The sequence below is a fragment of the Psychrobacter sp. M9-54-1 genome (assembly GCF_016613355.1).
GTDB classification, from domain to species: domain Bacteria; phylum Pseudomonadota; class Gammaproteobacteria; order Pseudomonadales; family Moraxellaceae; genus Psychrobacter; species Psychrobacter faecalis.
Genome location: NZ_JADGFW010000001.1, coordinates 72,720 through 91,780 on the forward strand (window position 1 = coordinate 72,720; position 19,061 = coordinate 91,780).

General features: G+C 43.3%; 14 protein-coding genes and 1 pseudogene. 4 read left to right on the top strand and 11 right to left on the bottom strand.

From position 1 onward, the window contains the following. Nucleotides 1-199: 199 nt before the first annotated feature. Nucleotides 200-763, bottom strand: coding sequence for a protein disulfide oxidoreductase (locus IQ457_RS00305; protein WP_200661631.1), 564 nt, complete (start codon nucleotides 761-763; stop codon nucleotides 200-202). Nucleotides 764-880: 117 nt separating this feature from the next. Next, nucleotides 881-2,518, bottom strand: coding sequence for a carbon-nitrogen hydrolase family protein (locus IQ457_RS00310; protein WP_068403999.1), 1,638 nt, complete (start codon nucleotides 2,516-2,518; stop codon nucleotides 881-883). Between the two features lie 684 nt (nucleotides 2,519-3,202). Between IQ457_RS00310 and IQ457_RS00315 the strand changes: the two genes are divergently transcribed. After that, complete coding sequence (locus IQ457_RS00315; protein WP_200661632.1) at nucleotides 3,203-3,832, top strand: BLUF domain-containing protein; 630 nt, start codon at nucleotides 3,203-3,205, stop codon at nucleotides 3,830-3,832. A 102-nt stretch (nucleotides 3,833-3,934) separates the two neighbouring features. Here the strand turns inward: IQ457_RS00315 and IQ457_RS00320 are convergent, their stop codons facing one another. Next, nucleotides 3,935-5,404 (bottom strand): FAD-binding oxidoreductase, encoded by a 1,470-nt coding sequence (locus IQ457_RS00320; protein WP_200661633.1) that lies wholly within the window; start codon nucleotides 5,402-5,404, stop codon nucleotides 3,935-3,937. Between the two features lie 394 nt (nucleotides 5,405-5,798). Between IQ457_RS00320 and serA the strand changes: the two genes are divergently transcribed. Further along, nucleotides 5,799-7,025 carry a phosphoglycerate dehydrogenase gene (serA, locus tag IQ457_RS00325; protein ID WP_200661634.1) on the top strand — a complete coding sequence of 409 codons (1,227 nt, stop codon included), beginning with the start codon at nucleotides 5,799-5,801 and terminating at the stop codon, nucleotides 7,023-7,025. A 349-nt stretch (nucleotides 7,026-7,374) separates the two neighbouring features. Continuing rightward, nucleotides 7,375-7,908, top strand: coding sequence for a DUF488 domain-containing protein (locus IQ457_RS00330; RefSeq protein WP_200661635.1), 534 nt, complete (start codon nucleotides 7,375-7,377; stop codon nucleotides 7,906-7,908). 108 nt (nucleotides 7,909-8,016) lie between these two features. Here the strand turns inward: IQ457_RS00330 and trhO are convergent, their stop codons facing one another. From trhO to metX, 4 genes and pseudogenes are all read right to left on the bottom strand, one after another. After that, nucleotides 8,017-9,072 (bottom strand): oxygen-dependent tRNA uridine(34) hydroxylase TrhO, encoded by a 1,056-nt coding sequence (gene trhO, locus IQ457_RS00335; protein ID WP_200661636.1) that lies wholly within the window; start codon nucleotides 9,070-9,072, stop codon nucleotides 8,017-8,019. 248 nt (nucleotides 9,073-9,320) lie between these two features. Next, nucleotides 9,321-9,902 carry a tetratricopeptide repeat protein gene (locus IQ457_RS00340; RefSeq protein ID WP_068404007.1) on the bottom strand — a complete coding sequence of 194 codons (582 nt, stop codon included), beginning with the start codon at nucleotides 9,900-9,902 and terminating at the stop codon, nucleotides 9,321-9,323. 403 nt (nucleotides 9,903-10,305) lie between these two features. Continuing rightward, complete coding sequence (gene metW / locus IQ457_RS00345) at nucleotides 10,306-10,923, bottom strand: methionine biosynthesis protein MetW (RefSeq protein ID WP_144298049.1); 618 nt, start codon at nucleotides 10,921-10,923, stop codon at nucleotides 10,306-10,308. Nucleotides 10,924-10,949: 26 nt separating this feature from the next. Beyond that, nucleotides 10,950-12,269: pseudogene (metX, locus tag IQ457_RS00350) on the bottom strand (homoserine O-acetyltransferase MetX); the annotation flags it as partial. Nucleotides 12,270-12,811: 542 nt separating this feature from the next. On the opposite strand from metX, the gene hemH reads away from it, so the two are divergent. Beyond that, a complete protein-coding gene (gene hemH / locus IQ457_RS00355) occupies nucleotides 12,812-13,831 on the top strand; it encodes a ferrochelatase (RefSeq protein WP_200661638.1) in 1,020 nt (339 codons plus the stop codon). A gap of 84 nt (nucleotides 13,832-13,915) precedes the next feature. Here hemH and IQ457_RS00360 read toward each other — a convergent pair whose 3' ends face one another. The 4 genes from IQ457_RS00360 to IQ457_RS00375 all read right to left on the bottom strand — a co-directional run bounded on the left by IQ457_RS00360 (nucleotide 13,916) and on the right by IQ457_RS00375 (nucleotide 18,827). Next, nucleotides 13,916-14,257: a hypothetical protein gene (locus IQ457_RS00360; RefSeq protein ID WP_068404012.1), complete on the bottom strand. Its 342-nt coding sequence runs from the start codon at nucleotides 14,255-14,257 to the stop codon at nucleotides 13,916-13,918. Nucleotides 14,258-14,490: 233 nt separating this feature from the next. Continuing rightward, nucleotides 14,491-14,991, bottom strand: coding sequence for a hypothetical protein (locus IQ457_RS00365; RefSeq protein WP_207161654.1), 501 nt, complete (start codon nucleotides 14,989-14,991; stop codon nucleotides 14,491-14,493). A gap of 255 nt (nucleotides 14,992-15,246) precedes the next feature. Beyond that, complete coding sequence (gene polA, locus IQ457_RS00370) at nucleotides 15,247-18,213, bottom strand: DNA polymerase I (protein ID WP_200661639.1); 2,967 nt, start codon at nucleotides 18,211-18,213, stop codon at nucleotides 15,247-15,249. A gap of 200 nt (nucleotides 18,214-18,413) precedes the next feature. Further along, the gene (locus tag IQ457_RS00375; RefSeq protein ID WP_068404016.1) at nucleotides 18,414-18,827 is read right to left on the bottom strand and encodes an organic hydroperoxide resistance protein; all 414 of its coding nucleotides are present in this window, start codon (nucleotides 18,825-18,827) and stop codon (nucleotides 18,414-18,416) included. Nucleotides 18,828-19,061: the final 234 nt, after the last annotated feature.

The window sequence follows — 19,061 nt, forward strand, 5'->3', positions numbered from 1 at the left end:
TTAGCAGAATACTTAGAAAAGGGAATAGGGTAACGGCAGCTATTATATGACAAAATGGGTAGGGTAAAAAGAGCTGGCCGGTATCGTCCTATTTTTAGCCAAAAGCAATGATTGATTAGCAGTAATGCGCCATCTATTAAAGCATAGGTCTAGACCCTTTAATTGACCATTTATTAGATTTTATACCAGTGACCAAGGGTTAAAAAACTTCTGATAACCACAAACGCAATTTGAGCGACCAAAGCGGCTGAATACCGGTCAAGCCTTGCGTCATCTCGCCGTTTTTCAAAACCACATAAGACGGCGTTACTTGGCCTTGCCAATCAGCAAATATTTCACCTTCTTGGTCATTAATAGTGGTAAAGCGGTAATTGTGCTCGGCAAGGTAGCTATGCAACTCTTCATCAGAACCGGATTTAATCGCAATCGTTACCACAGGATAATTATTCGCCGCCGCAAGCTTATCTATCGTCGGCGAGGTTACCCGACAAACCGGACACCACGTTCCCCAAAAGTATACCAGCGTTGGCTTATCCCGACTCATCGCTGACAAATCAACGCTTTGCCCTTGATAGTCGATTAGTTGCAATTGCGGATTGGCTGGCATGACCGGTTGGCGCCACCAGTTAATCGCCATATAAATGATCGCAAATGCCAAACCATATATAAGCAGATTTTTAGCAACAGACAATAGCTTTTGCTTGGGCGTTTTTTTTGATATCTCAGGAGTTTTTGTAATATTAAGATTAGAATCAGTGGTCATAATGGCTGCTTTTTTGCGCTTAAATGTTAATAGATAAAAATAAACGGCTGAATGGTCAGCCGTCTTATTATAATTTTTAGATTGTTATGTTTAATGCTTGTCTTTTAATATAAGCGCTTAAGGTTTTTTCGCGCGGTCTTGCAATGGGTCACCGATAAGCACGCTACCAGAGTTTTCACGGCGCTCAGCATCTGATAATTTACTCGCTGGCACTTTGGCTTTTCTTTTCCATTTTAAGCTAAATAAATCATCACGGCGGTCAAGTAAATTATGTACCGAGCCTTCATTACGAACGTGAATAAGCTTGTCTAAGTTCACATCAGAGAAAAACACCATTTCGGTATTGGCGGTGGTCTCCGCCATAATCGCATCGTGCGGGAACGCAAAATCTGATGGCGAGAAAATAGACGACTGTGCATATTGAATATCCAAGCTCTCAACCTGCGGCAAGTTACCGACCGAACCGCAAATCATCACATAACATTCATTTTCGATCGCCCGTGCTTGCGCACAGTGGCGTACGCGCAGGTAGCCGTTTTGGGTATCTGTCCAAAATGGGACAAACAAAATATCCATGTCATCAAGTGCCATCAAACGCGCAAGCTCTGGGAACTCAATATCATAGCAAACCAAGATACCGATACGACCAGCATCGGTGTCAAATACTTTGACCTCATCGCCACCTTCAATCACCCACGCGCTACGCTCATGCGGGGTAATGTGGATTTTGCGCTGCTCTTCGACCGTACCGTCACGGCGGCACAAATAACTGACGTTATATAAAGTATCATCGTCGTCCAAGAACGGCATGGAACCGGTGATGACATTGACGTTATAACTGACTGCCAAATGCGAAATCTCGTTTTTAAACCATTCGGTATAACCGGCCAAAAAGCGAATCGCGACGTTTTGATCGGTCGATTCACACAGTCCCATCAATGGCGCGTTAAAGAATTCTGGCAAACAAGCAAAGTCAGAGTTGTAGTCGGCCATGATATCGACGAAGAACTCAACTTGTTGCAGCAGCTCTTCAGGTGACTCCACCTCACGCATTTGCCATTGAATACCGCCGATACGCACCTCAGATTTACGGGTATTTGGCTTATAATCTTGCGGCTCATAATAAATATTCGCCCATTCAAGTAGCGTGGCAAAGCCTTTTGACTGCGCATCATCTGGCAAATACGCGGTCAAAATACGTTTCACAATAAAGCCATTTGATAACTGGAACGACAGCGCTGGGTCATGAATCTCACGCGCTTCTACAGCTTCAATATATTCGCCAGGGGTCAAATCTTGATGATTATGATAATTGGGAATACGACCACCAGCTAAAATAGCGCGGAAGTTTAACTGACGGCACAGCTCTTTACGCGCATCATAAAGCCTACGCCCCAAACGATACCCACGATACTCAGGGTCGATTAATGCATCAAGCCCATAAATCGCGTCGCCTTCAGGGTTGTCTCTGATAATTTCTTTATGACCGATTAAGTCATCATAAGTATGCGGATTAGAGAACTTGTTGTAATCGACGCGCATAGAGAGCACGATGCCAATCAGCTCATCGTGGTCAAATAGCGCAATCTGCCCTTCGGGAAAGGCATCAATCAAAGCATGAATGGTGTTTTTTGACCATGCGCCGCCCAAGTTGACATAAACGCGATCCATCAAGGCTTTAAGCTGCGGGTAGTCTTTTTTCTTAATCTCAGCGATGGTTAGGTGAAAGTCATCTAATTTTTCAATTTTGCTCATAATGTTCCTGTCTGTCGTCTCTGTAAATCGGTCTTAATAAATCAGTGTTGATGTTCTGTTGCTAAAAATCTTGCTAAAAAGGGCAGCTATAAATAAGGTTTTTATAAAAAATTGGCTATTAAAAATCGTAAGAAAAGCACGTAAAAGGCGTTTTCGCATAGATGCAATTGCTAAAAGTAAACGCCAGCGCCCAGATTTTTCTACGACTTTTTAGACCATAATGTCGAGAAAAGCATATCAATAGGCTTAGTTAAACGTTACAATCATTTATCTTTGCATTTACAATGAGTTATACGCACACATTATAAATCCTGCCTTTGTCATTATTTGTTTTAATGAGGCGATTTAGCAAGTTTACAAGGGTGGATTTTGCCACCGTCTTTTGTCTTTATTTTAAATACTTTCTGCAGGTAACTTAATTTTTAGCCCTTTATGGCACAAATGACGCTTATTATCACGCTTCTCTTTGCGCTGGTTATGATAGCAACCCCCATAAACAAGCACAGACAAGCGGCGTAATTATTTGCTAGGTTTTTGTTGCCCGATTTTATTACTAGGTCTTATTACCATATTTTATTGCTCAGTTTTCGTGAAGCACCATCTTTACTATCCGTAATATTTTTATTTTTTACACGTCATTTTAGATTCGGTTGCCTTCAATGGTGACCTTTTAGGATTTTTATTATGCCCCTAACTCATGCTAATGCCTTTAGCAAATTAGATGAAATAGCAGATACTGCAATGATACAGTTGGTGTATGTCAGCAGCTTGACGCTTGCTTCACGGTTAAATGCGGCGATATTTGATGAAGTAGAAGCTCATGCGCGTGATTATAACGAGCAGCACGGCATCACAGGGACGTTATGTTATGGCAATGGGCATTTTTTGCAATGTATGGAGGGTGAAAAAGCCAAAGTGGCGGCGCTGACGCAGCGTATTTTTGCCGATGAGCGCCATAAAGACGTGCAGGTGCTAGTATTACAAGTGATTACGCAGCGTGATTTTTCAGACTGGCGCATGCGTTTGCTGTTTTTGGAGCGTTGGCTTTGGTCGCCTGCCACCAAAAAACAAGCAGCGCAATTGTCGCCGTATCTACCCTTTGCGCCGCACGGCTGGTCAGCTGAGCGTACCGAACAGTTTTTGCAAATTATCAAAACCTTTGACACCCCGCCACATATCAAAGCAGCCGGCATTACCTATAACGCGCTTGGCAATATGGTGCGCCATATCGCCGCCCCGCATCAAGCGTTTTTAGTGGTGCAAGGGTTTTTAAGTGTGCTATTAATCGTTGGTTTGGTGCTGTTATATTTATAAGCTTTGCTATTGTGATAAACAATAATATAAAAATGACGCTAAAATTTGATATTTAGCGTCATTTTTTATGGTTATAGATGGATTATTTTAATAAACACTCCATCACATATCAAAAATCTTACCACGGTTCATAATATTATTGGGGTCAAATACTTTTTTCACTGCGCGTAAGTACTCAATCTCAGTCTCGCTACGGCTATAATTCAGATAGGGCTTTTTAGTCATACCAACGCCATGTTCTGCAGAGACCGAACCGCCGTATTTTTGTACCGTTTCAAACACGTATTTATTGACGATTTGACACTCGCTAAAAAAGTCATCTTTACTCATGTTTGCAGGCTTTAAGATATTCAGATGCAAGTTACCATCACCGATATGACCGAACCAACAGACCTCAAAGTCAGGATAGTTACTACTAACGATATGATCAATCTCGGCGATAAATTCAGGCACATAGCTGATAAGTACCGAGACGTCATTCTTATAAGGGGTAAATACTGAGATGGTTTCAGAGATATACTCGCGCAGCTTCCACAGCTCTTCTGCTTGCGCCAGACTCTGACTCATCACCCCATCGACGACCCAACCTTGCTCCATGCACTCCTCAAAGATGGCCATGGCTTTGTCCATGATCGGCTCATACGGCGCTTCAAATTCTAATAGCGTATAAAACTTGGTACGCGACTCAAACGGCTCTTGTACTTGACCGTGCGCCATCAGCTTATCAATGGCGACATCGTCAAAGAACTCAAACGCGGTTAAATCAATTTTCGCTTGAAAGGCAGATAGCACATTCATGACATCATTAAAGTTGTCCATGCCTAAGACCATGACGTTTAAGTCTTGCGGCTGACGCTCAAGCTTGATTTGTGCATGAGTGACTAGACCAAGCGTACCTTCGCTACCGATAAATAATTGGCGTAAATCATAACCAGTGGCGTTTTTTACCATACCGCGGTTCAATTGCAAGATATCACCTTTACCAGTAACCACAGTCAGCCCCATAATCCATTGACGGGTCATGCCATAGCGAATGACTTTAATACCGCCAGCATTGGTGCCAATATTGCCACCTATTTGACTGGAACCCGCTGAAGCAAAGTCGACGGGATAGTATAAATCTTTTGATTCGGCGAATTGTTGCAGCTGCTCAGTGATCACGCCGGCTTCAATCTCAACCATACGGTCAGCAGGATAAAAATGCCCGATATGATTCATCTTATCCATACTAACGACAATCTCACCATTGGCAGCGACGGCACCCGCAGACAGACCGGTACGACCGCCACTTGGCGTTAAGACAACATTGTGCTCATTGGCAAGGAGGACAATCGCTTGCACTTGCTCGGTGGTCTTTGGAAAGATAATGGCAGCAGCGGCCGGAGCAAAATGCTTGGTCCAGTCTTTGCCCCAATGTTCCAAGCTCTCGCTATCAGTTTTGATTTGGCTGGGGTCGAATTGATGGACATCGAGCAAGCTGCTTAAGATGCTTTGGACAGCAGCAGTATGGCTGGTAGTGGTTTGAGAATCATTTTGAGCGGTAGTATTGCTTTGGCTAGCTAAAGAAGTCATGGTCAAATCTCGGTAGAAACGCAAGCGCTATGCATAAAAGGGATTATTATATCGCTAAATGGATATAACCCAGCGGTGCTAAGTGTGTTTATATCAATAAGTAGGTTTAGATAAGTATAAGCGAGCGCGTAGCGCAATGATAGATGGAGATGCTGTCATACGCCTATCTGTCTCGCCTAAATCGTTAAAAACAGTTTAATAAGGTTTGGTTATAAGTTTTATATACTATGATTCACTATAGCATAAAAAGTTTTCAGGCTTGATAAGCAATAATTCATCTAATCTGCTAACATCGCTGCCAAATTTTGTGTAAGATATCCAGACTGTTTTCGTTTCATCCATCAGACTTATCCCACTGATGATTTTTATAAGACAATTATAGGACAGTTCTCACATGGCGTTATCACTACAAAAAGACAAGATCCGGTTTTTATTGCTTGAAGGTCTACATGACAATGCGTTAAAAGTATTGGAAGGGGCTGGTTACCATAACATCGAGAATATCAGTCACGCCCTAGATCAAGATGAGCTGATCGAAAAGATTAAAGATGCTCACTTCATCGGTATCCGCTCGCGCACGCAGCTGACGCGTGAAGTCCTTGAGCACGCCCACAAGCTGATCGGTATTGGCTGTTTTTGTATCGGTACCAACCAAGTCGACTTGGACGCCGCTCGTGATTTGGGTATTCCTGTCTTTAACGCCCCATATTCGAATACTCGTTCGGTCGCTGAGTTGGTGCTTGCCGAAGCCATCATGCTATATCGCGGTATCCCTGAAAAAAATGCCACTGTCCATCGCGGTGGTTGGGGCAAATCTGCGACCAACTCCCATGAAGTACGTGGTAAGACGATCGGTATCGTCGGTTACGGCTCTATTGGCTCGCAATTGTCGGTATTGGCTGAAAGCTTTGGCATGAAAGTCATCTATCATGATGTCGTGACCAAATTGCCACTCGGTAACGCCGTCCAAGTTGGTAGCTTAGAAGAGTTATTATCAACCGCTGATATCGTTACCTTGCATGTGCCTGATGTTCCAAGCACGCGCTATATGATGAAAGCTGAGCAATTTGCGCATATGAAAGATGGCAGCTACTTTATCAACGCCGCTCGCGGTACCTGCGTTGAGATTGATGATTTGGCATCAGCCCTTGAGTCAGGTAAAATCTTGGGCGCAGCGATTGACGTGTTTCCAAAAGAGCCAAAATCAGCAGATGAAGAGTTTGAGTCACCACTGCGTAAATTTGACAACGTTATCTTGACGCCGCATATCGGTGGTTCAACCCAAGAAGCCCAAGCAAATATCGGTCTTGAAGTTGCCGATAAGTTTGTTCGTTACTCTGACCAAGGTGATACCGCAACAGCGGTAAACTTCCCAGAAGTTTCTGTACCGTTTAAAGAAGGCACGCATCGTCTGCTGCATATCCACAAAAACGTTCCAGGCGTATTGTCACAGATTAACCGTCTGTTTGCTGAAGCGCATATCAATATTTTAGCGCAAAGTCTCATGACCGAAGGTGATGTTGGTTATCTGGTGATGGATGTGGACTATGACGATTCACGCGCCGCTCTAGATCAGCTAAAAGACGTTGAAGAAACCATTCGCGTACGTATCTTATTTTAATAGATTATTCATAACGTTTCAGACTGACGGTATAAAGATACGTTTAACGTCTTAAAGTAAGTTAAATGAAATAGCAGATGACCTTGGTGGTTGTCTGCTATTTTTTTATGTTGGGTATCGTTATAAGTAGTAGAGATATAGAGATGTAGAGTTTTTTAGTTTGCTTTGCTTGATTTTGCTGCGTTAGCGACCTTTGCCCACGATTGTCCTACAAAAGTCCTAATGAGTGAGCAGGTTGAGGCTGGTTAATATTAAATGAGAAAAACCACTGAACCATTCAAAACAAGACCATGCAAAATAAGACGACAACAATAAATATTAAAACGACAACTTTATAACGGCTTAACCCATGACCACCACATTTTATACGATTGGACATTCGACCCGTAGCCTTGATGAGCTGACTGGGATGCTTCAAGCAGCCGATATCGAACTGCTCGTTGATGTGCGCAGCTTTCCGCGTTCTCGTACCAACCCTGTTTTTAATATCGATACTTTCCCGCAAGCGCTTAGTCAAGTTGGCATCAGTTATCAGCACTGCGCCGACCTTGGCGGGCGACGTCCGAAGCAAAAGCAGGTCGATGAACAGATTAATGATCTGTGGCGCGTGCAAGCTTTTCATAACTATGCAGATTATGCGTTAAGTGATACTTTTCAAGCCGCCCTCGATCAACTCATTCAACTCGGGAAAAAACAGCGTCTTACCCTTATGTGCTCTGAAGCAGTATGGTGGCGTTGCCATCGGCGTATCATTACCGATTATTTACTGCTTAGAGGCCATAGGGTAGAGCATATTATGGGCGTTGGCCGCTTAGATCCTGCTAAGCCCACACCCGGGGCTGAGCTAAATAGTCAAGACCAAGTAATTTATCCAGCGGTATAAAAAAGGGTCAAAAAAAGAGACGCTGTTGGTCTCTTTTTTTATAGCTTTTATTTAACAAGACTTATCTAATAAACCTTAATGCCGTTAAGTTTTGGTTGTTTTAGCTTGTTAAGCTTTGGCTTTATTGGCGGCTTCCGCTTGACGGCGAGCTTCAATCTTAGCCGCTTTACGCTTTTCAATCACATCGATCACATCGCTACCGATATGCGCCTCACCACGTTTTTTAGCCAGCTGCATTTGATGCTCGCGCTCACGAAAACGCGCTTTTTGCTCTTCAGTTGCTTTATCGATACAGTGCGGGCACGATTCGCCTTTGATATAGGCAGCGCTTTGCATATCATCTTGAGTAATTGGCATACGACAAGCAAAACATTGCTCGTAGTTGCCTTTCTCTAAATTGTGATTGACCGAGACACGGTTGTCAAAGACGAAGCAATCGCCTTGCCACATGGACTCGCTGGCTGGAATTTCTTCTAAGTACTTTAAGATACCGCCTTCTAAATGATAGACCTCTTCAAAGCCTTGCTCGCGCATAAAGGCCGTCGATTTCTCACAGCGGATGCCGCCGGTACAGAACATAGCAACTTTTTTATGTTTCGCAGGATCGAGCTCTTTTGCTACATATTCTGGAAACTCACGGAAAGTTTCAGTATTTGGATTGACCGCATTTTGAAACGTTCCAATTTGTACTTCGTAATCGTTACGGGTATCAATCAAAATAACGTCAGGGTCTGAAATTAGTGCATTCCACTCACTTGGCTTCACGTAGCGACCGACCGACTGTAATGGATCGATATTCTCTACGCCCATGGTGACGATTTCTTTTTTGAGCTTTACCTTGGTGCGATAAAAAGGCTGGGCATCGGTATACGATTCTTTAAAGGTAAAGCTACCGATGGCTTCGATACTGCGCAGGTATTCTAAGACATTATCAATCCCCTGGCGGCTACCAGAAATCGTGCCGTTAATACCTTCGCTTGCGATTAATAACGTGCCTTTGACATCATTATCAAGCATGGTATTTAAAATTGGCTCACGATATTGCTCAAAATCGGCAAAGCGGGTGAACTTATAGAGGGCAGCAACCACGATATTATTGGTGACGCTATCGTATTCGGTGGCGTGAGTTGACGCTTGTACGTCAGTCGTTTGTGAGGTACTCATGTGTTTCTCCTGCTGGCTAGGTCGCAAACCTAGTGCATTGGGTTTAAGTATATAGATTAGCTATAACACTAGCGCAATTGTGGAATTGGCTAATGCGGGCGTAGTTTAACAAATTTTAGAAAGGTTTTGGAGGTTTTATGCTTCTATAATTTCATCGAAATATGACAGATCATAAAAATAGCAAATAAAAAAGCCCAGTATGATACTGAGCTTCTTTTATATTTACTGTGTAAAGTCTAAATTAGAACTTACTTACTTTGGAACCAAGTGTCGGCTTTACTACGCGCGCTAGCGATATCAGCACTTGATAAGTTCAAGGCCAATTGACCGATTTTACCGCGGGCTTTGTTACGGACTTTTTCATCGAGCATGCCATCACGTGCAGCCAAGTCGTACCATTTATACGCATCGACCAGATTCTTTTGCTTTTCATCAAGCAGGGCAAGCGTATAGCTGGCACGGTTATCACCGCGCATCGCGGCTTTTTCTAACCATAGACGCGCTTGTTGTAGGTTAGGCTGTACCCCTTCACCGCGCAAGTACATAATGGCAAGATTCAACTGAGCAGGGGCGACGCCTTGCTGAGCTGCTTTGGTATACCACTGGATGGCTTGCTGGGTGTTTTGGGCGACGCCTTCACCTTTTTGCAAACGCTTGGCTAAGTAAAACTGGGCGTGATTGTTACCTTGGGCAGCGCTGGCAGACAGCTCACTGATCGGCATTAGCTCAAAACGTGAAGTATCAAGTGGCACGTTTGATATTAACTCAGCGTTGGCAAGGCCCGCACAAGAGAACAGGGCAGTAAACAACGCAGCTTTTAATAATTTCATAGCAGCTCCAAAATTAGGCAGTTAATAAGCAAAAGAAAAAGTTGCACCGCTAAAATGGTCTCGCTTGAGACAGTTAGGCGGCGATAACAATTAGGTGAAATTTTGCGCTACCTTCTTACCTAATTATTAGCAATAACATTTATAGATTTAGTGGGTCGTTGCCTCAAATCGAGCCGATAAACGGTCATAAATGGGGTATGACTGACACTATTTCGCTAGCTTAACACCCAAACTTACGAAACTCAAATACTAATTACATGATTTAATGCTTACTTGTACCTCACTGTCCTCAATAAAATCATAGAGTTACTTAAGCGTAAGAATAAATTAACATTCTATTAAGGTTAACATTATTGCCTTTTTACTTAAATTTTCGTTAATAATAAGCGTATAAACCTCACTATTAAGCAGGTTTTTGTTTGGTGACCCGATAAATAGCGACGTCTGCGAGCAGATTGGGCGCTTGCCTAATTAATGCGGTCATCAGCGGTGTATGCCCTTTTTCAGAATCACTGACCGCAAAGCGATTAATGATATGAATATCATGCTGCGCGCACAGCTGTTCAAAGTCTTTAAAAGTACACAAGTGAATGTTTGGAGTGTTATACCACTCATAAGGCAGGGCTTCTGAAACTGGCATCAGACCCTTTAAGCCCAAATGCAGGCGGTTTTGCCAATGGGCAAAGTTAGGAAAGGTAATCACGGCTTCACGGGCAACGCGTAGCATATCGAGCAGCAATATATCAGGTGCTTTTACCGCTTGCAGGGCGCGCGCCATAACCACGGTATCGAAGCTATTATCGGCAAAACGACTTAAGCCATCGTTGAGATCTTGCTCGACGATGGATAAGCCTTTAGTGATGGCTTCATTGATTTTATCTTCATCAATCTCCAGTCCATAACCGGTGACGCCTAGATTTTGCTGCAAATGCGCGAGCAGCTCGCCGTTACCGCAGCCTAAATCCAGCACATGCGAGTGCGGCGCTATCCAACGCTCAGCCAATTGATGATCCATTCTCATGAGCGTGCTCCTTTGGCTTTCAAGCGATTAGCAATAAATGGCGCGGTCAAAAAGCCTTTAACAGCACCCATATAACGTGGAATATCAAATAAAAACGAATCATGACCGTGCGGGGCATCGACATTGATATAGCTGACCGGCTTACCAGTTGCCATCAGCGCATCGACAATCTCTTGTGAGCGCTCGGGCGCAAAACGCCAGTCGGTGGTAAATGACACCACCAAATACTGACACTGCGTATGAGCAAAGGCAGATTTTAGCGCGTTCAGCTCTTTTGCATTGACTACATTGACGTTATCAGCGTTGTCAGTATTATCAATAGTGGCGCTATTATTTAGCGTTTTATCAAGCTCATTCTCGGTAGAATCGGCTTTTACTGCGGCGGCGAGGGAGGTTTCTAGCTCTGCCGAGGATTGTATTGATGAGTCTGCTGCTGAAGGATAATCACGCGTCGGGTCAAAATAATCTAACGCTTTGGTCATGAGCAAGTAAGTATTGGCATCGAAGTTTTCGCTAAAGCGTTCGCCTTGATAGCGCAAATAGCTCTCGACCTGAAATTCGACATCATAGCCATACATAAATTTGCCAGATTTTAAATCACGGCCAAATTTCGCTTTCATCGCATCATCGGTCAAGTAGGTGATATGACCGACCATGCGTGCAAGAATCAGCCCACGCCGAGGATAAGTACCCGCATGCAAATAGCGTCCGTCTTTAAAATCAGGGTCGGATAATATCGACTGGCGCGCGACTTCATTAAAGGCAATGTTTTGCGCAGAAAGCTTTGGCGTACTGGCTATGACCACGCAGCGTTTTAAGCGTTCTGGATAATCGACCGACCATTGCATGGCTTGCATGCCGCCCATTGAGCCACCGACAATGGCATGCCAAACCTCAATACCCAAGCGGTCTGAGAGCATGGCTTGGGTTTTTACCCAATCTTTAATGGTGACAAGGGGGAAGTCAGGGCCATAAACCTGCGCTTCACCTTCATCGCTTAGACTATCTGGATTGATAGTCGTTGGACCGGTAGAGCCAAAGCAGCTGCCGATATTATTGACGCAAACCACAAAAAATTGATTGGTATCGATGCCTTTATTAGGGCCAATCATATTGTCCCACCAGCCTGCTTTTTTATCGTCGTCACTATGGAAGCCTGCCGCATGATGGCTACCTGATAAGGCATGACAAATCAAAATGGCGTTTGATTTGTCGCTATTGAGCGTGCCATAAGTTTCAAAGATTAAATCGAATGAGGGTAGGGTGCGATTGCACTCCAAGGTCAATGGTTCAGCGAAATGAAAAGTCTGCGGCGTGACGAGGCCAACTGAGCCTACCGAATCGATAGAATCAGTCGTATTAGCAGAATGATTGGTGGAATGCTCACTGGTACTATCAGAACGTGCGCTCAAAGCTACCTCACAAAACAACAGTTACAGTTATGGACAAAAAAACGGTTATAAATAAAACAAACCTAGAAAGGTGACAATAATGCAATGGGTCTAACTACTTTCTTATTGTAAGATTGTCTATTGTATGGCGATGCGCCTAGGAGTACAACCTTGATAGGCAGTCTTTCAAGCAAAGTATCAGTAGCTGGGGTATTAACGGTATGGCAATCCTAAATATCAAGCGTTTCGCCCTGCGTTTTTGGTGGATAAAATGCTACACTGATGATAAGTATCAGCCTTTTTATTTAACCATCATTTGGTATGTGATTGACTATCGTCTGCTTAGTATATTTTGATAATTGCTAAGTACGGTTAATTAAGGCTTAATAGTACTATTGCTAAATAAATGGCTAAAATATATGAATTTTGAAATACCCTTTAGCTGATTAAAGCCTATAACTTTGCCATAACATAATCCAATAATAGATAATGCCCTTATGAAACCTCAATTGCCGCCCCGTATTGCCGTCTTATTAGTCAACCTAGGTACGCCAGATGAGCCGACCGCGCCCGCCGTCCGTCGTTATCTAAAACAGTTTTTGTCCGACCCACGCGTAATTGAAATCCCTAAATTTTTATGGGCGATCATTCTAAATCTATTTGTCCTGCCAAGTCGCCCAAAACGTGTAGCAAAAGCCTATGCCAGTATTTGGGAAGGCGATTCGCCCATTCGTAAAATATTAAACAGCCAAGTTGAGCTGCTCGAGCCGCGTTTGGCAAATAGCGTGGCGCCATTTCGCGTTTCTGTACATGCAGCAATGAGCTATGGTAATCCAGGTTTGCCTGATGTGATGGACAACTTGCGTGCTGAGGGCGTTGATCATTTTGTCGTCTTGCCATTATTTCCGCAGTATTCTGCCTCGTCTGGCGGTGCAGTCTATGATGCTTTGACCAAATGGACGCTCAAGCAACGCAACTTGCCAAACTATAGCATTGTCAAAGACTACTTTGCGCATCCGCTGTATACTCAAGCATTGGCTAACTCGATTCGCCGCTTTCAAGCCGAGCATGGCAAGCCTGAAAAGTTGATGTTTAGCTTTCACGGGATTCCGCAGCCTTATGCCGATAAAGGCGATCCGTACCCAAAACGCTGCAAATGTACCGCCGCGCAAGTGGCGCACGAACTTGGTCTGCAAGATGACGAGTGGATTATCAGCTTTCAGTCGCGCTTTGGTAAGCAAGAATGGGTCAAGCCGTATACCGATGTGGTATTAGAAGATTGGGGTAAATCTGGGGTACGTTCGGTACAAGTGATTAGTCCGGCATTCTCTGCTGATTGCTTAGAAACACTGGAAGAATTGGCAATCGAAAACCGTGATAATTTCTTAAATGCAGGCGGGCAAGAGTATCATTATATTCCAGCGTTGAACCTTGATGAGGCGCATATTGATTTGCTTGAAGCACTCAGTTTGCCGTTGGTTAAAGGCTGGGCTGGTACACTCGATGGCTGGGTTTAATAGTTTTCTTAAATCAAAAAAATACCGGACATAATGTTCGGTATTTTTTTCTAAATTATTTGCTATTTCATTAAGGTTCAATTTCTAAAAATTGTCATCATTAGAAACTTTAGCCGCATCTCTGTCTGCGATATCGACGATGTCAGGATAATCTTTATCGTCTAGATTGTCTTCGACCAACACCTCATCAATCCGAGCTTCATCGATATTTTGGCGATGTATCGGTGTCAGTCCTTGGGTGGCGTCCGTACCGACTTCAGAATTATTAAATCCTGCGCTATTGTCGATGACATCGTCGTCATCAAAGGTGTGCAGCATAGGATTGTTTAAATCAATCTCTTGGCTACCGTCTTCATTATCATCAATGCTGCTATCGCCTTCGATATGATCCATCTCTTCTGGTAATGGGGTTTTTGAATTGTCCATGGTTGTGTCCTCATTATAGTTATAATTACGATTAAACGGGTTGTTTATAATTATCAAAATTATGCTTATCAGTTTGCCGCGTTATAATCGCAACTAATAGTGATGAGGTGTCACAGGATGTGCAAAAAATGTAAGGAGAGATAAAAAACGGCTGCCATTACGAGTTAAGTGGGCAGCCATAAAAAGGTTTTAGCGTTAACTATTTTTTTTAAAACTGTTTTAGAACCATTAACCTATGAATTGGCATTGCAAGGTTGGTGATGATTTGGCTGATATAAAGCAGGGCTTTCAAAATCGCTCATTTGAAACCGCCACAAGTAAATCAAGGCAATCGCATAAACACTGGTTTCTGCAATTTCTTCGACCATTTCTCCGATGCTTTCAGGGATTAGGATGGCGTTTTCACCCATATACTCTAACAATGCCAGTGCAACTACAGTGAGATATAGGGATAGTGGTACCTTTTTTAATACAGCCCATAGATAACGCCAGCTATAGGTCAAAAAACCCACAATGAGTAGATAGACCGTTAATAGTACAGCGTCTTCCCACCAATCATAAGAATGGTTCAAAAATGAAAAATTACTGGGAATAAAGAGTTCAGGCACGTAGTTTAATTCACGACGTATCACAGCAAAAAATACTAATACGGATGCCAACCAAAAATATTGACCCAGTTTGAGCTGACTTTGTTTCATATATTGAGCACAGCGGAATATGCAGGCGAATAACATAATGATACCTGGTAGTTCGATGACGCTATCTGAATGTAAAATGGAACGCTCCTAGTATTAAAAACAAAAAAGTGAGCGCGAAGGCTCACTTTATATCGTAAATTACCGCGTAAAAACCAATATTTAAAGCATTAACAGGTAAAAACCAAGCGGTAAAAAAACAATCTAACGTAGACTTATTATACTGCGAAGAAAAGCTTACGGCTATTAGCATTTATAAACGCTATCGTTTAGGCTTTTCTTTTATTTCAGTCATTAATGCGCTTCGTCCCAATTGCTACCAATATCGGTTTCAACCAATAACGGTACGGCGAAGTCCACATTCCAGCCTTTTGCAACAGCCGTTGTGGTCAGGACATCCTGCATAGCGTCGGTGATCAGCTGACGAATACTATCGACCTTATCGCTATCGACTTCAAACACCAGTTCATCATGGACTTGCAGCAGCATTTTTGCGTGCTCTTTTGGCAATACTTTATCGACCGCTATCATCGCAAGCTTGATTAAATCCGCCGCTGAGCCTTGTAGTGGGGCATTAATTGCTGCACGTTCAGCGCCTTGTTTGACCATACGATTGCTATGATTGATATCAGGCGTATACAGCTTGCGACCCAAGATGGTCTCGACGTAGCCGTGCTCTACCGCGCTGGCACGAGTATTAATCATATAGTCTTTGACACTTGGATAACGCTCGAAGTACATATCGATATAATCTTGCGCCTCGCCGCGGCTCATCTGTAGCTGTTTAGCCAGACCAAAAGCGCTCATACCATAGAGCAGACCAAAGTTAATGGCTTTAGCATTGCGGCGCTCAGTGGCGCTGACCGCTTCAACGGCTTTGCCTAAGACTTCAGCAGCCGTTGCCGTGTGGATATCTAAGCCTTCGTTAAAGGCGCGGGTTAAGTTTTCATCGCCTGAAAAATGCGCCATCAGACGTAGCTCAATTTGTGAGTAATCCGCGGCTAAAATCACTCGACCTTCTGGGGCAATAAACGCTTGGCGAATCAGACGACCGGTCGCGGTACGAATAGGAATGTTTTGTAAGTTAGGATCGGTTGAAGATAAGCGTCCGGTGCTGGTCAATGCTTGATGGTAGCTGGTATGCACGCGGTCAGTCTCGCTATCTGCGACATTATCGAGTGCATCGGTATAAGTGCTTTTAAGCTTCGATAAGCCGCGATATTCAAGGACAATTTCTACCAACGGGTGGTCAATCTTTGATAATACCGCTTCGCCAGTCGAGTATTGACCTGACTTGGTTTTTTTACCGCCCGCAACGCCTAGCTTTTCAAACAGCATCTCACCGAGCTGTTTTGGTGAGCCAAGATTAAATGCTTCACCAGCGACTTCATAAGCGCGTTTTTCTAGCGCAATGATTTCTTCGTCGAAACGTTGCGATAGCTCGTTTAAGAATGGGCGCTTGATTAAAATGCCATTTGCTTCCATTTGACAAAGTATCTCAGCCGTTGGAATCTCTAACTCGTGTAGCAGCTTGGCATTGTTTTCATCTGCCGCCAGTTTTTCGCTAAATAAGTCGAACAGCTGATAGGTAATGTCGGCATCTTCACAGGCATAATCGCTGGCCAAATCAATGGCGACTTGGTCAAAACTTACTTGCTTGGCGCCTTTACCAGCGACATCTTCGAAGCTGATGGTTTGGGTTTGTAAATAATGGCGCGCCAAATCATCCATACCGTGGCGAGTAGCGGCTGCGTTAATCACATAGCTGGCAAGCATGGTATCCATCGCCCAGTTATTAGGTTTGGCATGAATACTGCCTAATAGATCGATATCATAAAAGCTAAGAATATGGGCATCATATTTTAAATGTTGACCGATTTTACCAATGTTTGGATTTTCTAAGATGGGCTTTAAGCGCGTCAAAACCATATTGCGGTCAAGCTGTTTGGTAGTCAGCTCATCGCCTTCTAGACTATGAGTTAATGGCACATAATAAGCTTCATGGGCTTTTACCGCAAAAGACAAGCCAACCAATTCAGCCTGACGCCAATAAACGCTGGTGGTTTCGGTATCAAGGACAAAATGCGGTGCAGATTCTAATAATGTAACCAAGCTATCAAAAGCAGGTTCATCTAAAACCGTGTGCCACGCTTTATCATGAGTTTTACTGTCTTTGATATTATCGATAATACTTGATTGTAGCGATTTGGCGATTTGTGCTTGCGATTCGGCATCTGCTTGACTGTCGGCAACGCTTTGCGCCCCATTCCCATTAGCATTGGCTGGATGATTGGGATGGTCGAGTGATGCCAACTCATTTCTAAATTCAAGCTCGCTATAGAGCGCGCGTAGCTCATCGATATGAGCGCACGGGTCGGTATTGATTTTTAAATCTCGCCAATCTTGACCAATTTCTAAATCAGTGACGATGGTTGCTAATTGCGCATTAAAGGGAATGTCGTCGGCATATTCGACCAGATTTTTGCCAGCGCGTCCTTTGATATTGGCGACGTTTTTGAGCATGTTATCAATGTTGCCGTATTCGTTAAGCAAGTCTTTGGCGGTTTTTTTACCGATACCGGGTACGCCTTTGATACCATCAGAGGAGTCGCCCATCAGCGTTAAAAAGTCAATCATTTGATTAGGATTAATGCCAAATTTTTCCACTACGCCTGCGCTATCAGTGACTTTACCGGTAAAACTGTCTTCTAGTATCACGCAGTCATTAATCAGCTGCATCATATCTTTATCACCGGTCGAGATAACCACATGATGACCTTCGGCAACGGCGCGATGGGCTAGAGTGCCAATAATATCGTCTGCTTCTGCGCCTTCGATACGCAATAGTGGAATCCCTAATGCCACCACCAAACTATGAATATAAGGAATCTGCTCGGCAAGCTCCACATCCATTTTTGGTCGATTGGCTTTATATTCTTCTGACATAGCATGACGAAAAGTCGGTGATTTGGTATCAAAACAAACCGCCATATGGGTTGGATGATAACGGCGCATGAGTTTTAATAACGCATTTAACGTCCCACGTATGGCGTTAGTGACCAACCCTTGAGAGTTTTGCATAGTCTTTGGCAAGGCATGATAGGTGCGAAATAAATAATAAGAGCCGTCGACCAAGATAAAGGGTGGCTGCTCTTTGTTCACATGGCTGGTATCCATGGTCGCTACATTGGGCATGGTGGCAAAGTTTGGTAGCGTATTGGGATTAATGGGCGAGTGCGAGTTGTGATCGTTGTCGGTCATAGAAAGTCACTTATTATTTATTAGGTATAATCAAAAATGAGAAAAAAGATAACCCATTATAACGATAAAAGCGTCGCGTGCCGAATGGCTTAAAAGTTAAGATGTGTACGACCCAAAACGATAGCCAATAAAAAAAGAACCCAGACCAGCTGAGTTCTTTTATCAGTTTTCTTCTGACTAATTAATATTTTTTCTAAGGGTTATTTTACTTCTGACGTCACTTCACTATCGATATTGCCATGGGTGGCTTTTGAATATGGGCAGACTTTATTAGCTTTTTCGACCAGTTTTTGAAATTCATCGGCCGATAGTTCTGTATTTTCACCGATTACGTGAATCTTTACGGCTAATTTAAAGTCTAAACCTTCGCCTTTCATTAAATCTACTGATACTTCGGTAGTCGAGTCAAATTTTGCTTTTTCTTCGCCTTTGACCGCTGCCAGTGCGCCATCAAAACAAGCAGCATAACCCATAGCAAATAACTGCTCTGGATTGTTACCGTCTTTACCAGAACCCGGTGCAACCATGTTAATGGTCAAATCACTATCTTTTAGACTCGCATTACCAGTACGGCCGCCAGTAACGGTAGCTTGTGTAGAATACAATGTTTTCATAACATATCCTTTGTTGTTGATTTTTATAATTAAATGATCTATCTACTATGTGACCTTCCTTAAAAGGCGATTTTATATAGTAACTTCTTAGATTAGCACAGTGGGTAACGCTGAACGTATCGCGCAAGTTTAGAAATGGTAACTTGCTAAAATGTCTAATCGGAGTTTTCTAAAACCACAATAGTAGGATTTTGATATATAAATAACCCCAATTCGGGATAAGCGCTCAAAAAA

Bases quoted from the DNA above. Each gene is read 5' to 3' on its own strand.
- IQ457_RS00305 (WP_200661631.1), bottom strand. From the start codon at position 763: ATGACCACTGATTCTAATCTTAATATTACAAAAACTCCTGAGATATCA.
- IQ457_RS00310 (WP_068403999.1), bottom strand. From the start codon at position 2,518: ATGAGCAAAATTGAAAAATTAGATGACTTTCACCTAACCATCGCTGAG.
- IQ457_RS00315 (WP_200661632.1), top strand. From the start codon at position 3,203: ATGCCCCTAACTCATGCTAATGCCTTTAGCAAATTAGATGAAATAGCA.
- IQ457_RS00320 (WP_200661633.1), bottom strand. From the start codon at position 5,404: ATGACTTCTTTAGCTAGCCAAAGCAATACTACCGCTCAAAATGATTCT.
- serA (WP_200661634.1), top strand. From the start codon at position 5,799: ATGGCGTTATCACTACAAAAAGACAAGATCCGGTTTTTATTGCTTGAA.
- IQ457_RS00330 (WP_200661635.1), top strand. From the start codon at position 7,375: ATGACCACCACATTTTATACGATTGGACATTCGACCCGTAGCCTTGAT.
- trhO (WP_200661636.1), bottom strand. From the start codon at position 9,072: ATGAGTACCTCACAAACGACTGACGTACAAGCGTCAACTCACGCCACC.
- IQ457_RS00340 (WP_068404007.1), bottom strand. From the start codon at position 9,902: ATGAAATTATTAAAAGCTGCGTTGTTTACTGCCCTGTTCTCTTGTGCG.
- metW (WP_144298049.1), bottom strand. From the start codon at position 10,923: ATGAGAATGGATCATCAATTGGCTGAGCGTTGGATAGCGCCGCACTCG.
- hemH (WP_200661638.1), top strand. From the start codon at position 12,812: ATGAAACCTCAATTGCCGCCCCGTATTGCCGTCTTATTAGTCAACCTA.
- IQ457_RS00360 (WP_068404012.1), bottom strand. From the start codon at position 14,257: ATGGACAATTCAAAAACCCCATTACCAGAAGAGATGGATCATATCGAA.
- IQ457_RS00365 (WP_207161654.1), bottom strand. From the start codon at position 14,991: ATGTTATTCGCCTGCATATTCCGCTGTGCTCAATATATGAAACAAAGT.
- polA (WP_200661639.1), bottom strand. From the start codon at position 18,213: ATGACCGACAACGATCACAACTCGCACTCGCCCATTAATCCCAATACG.
- IQ457_RS00375 (WP_068404016.1), bottom strand. From the start codon at position 18,827: ATGAAAACATTGTATTCTACACAAGCTACCGTTACTGGCGGCCGTACT.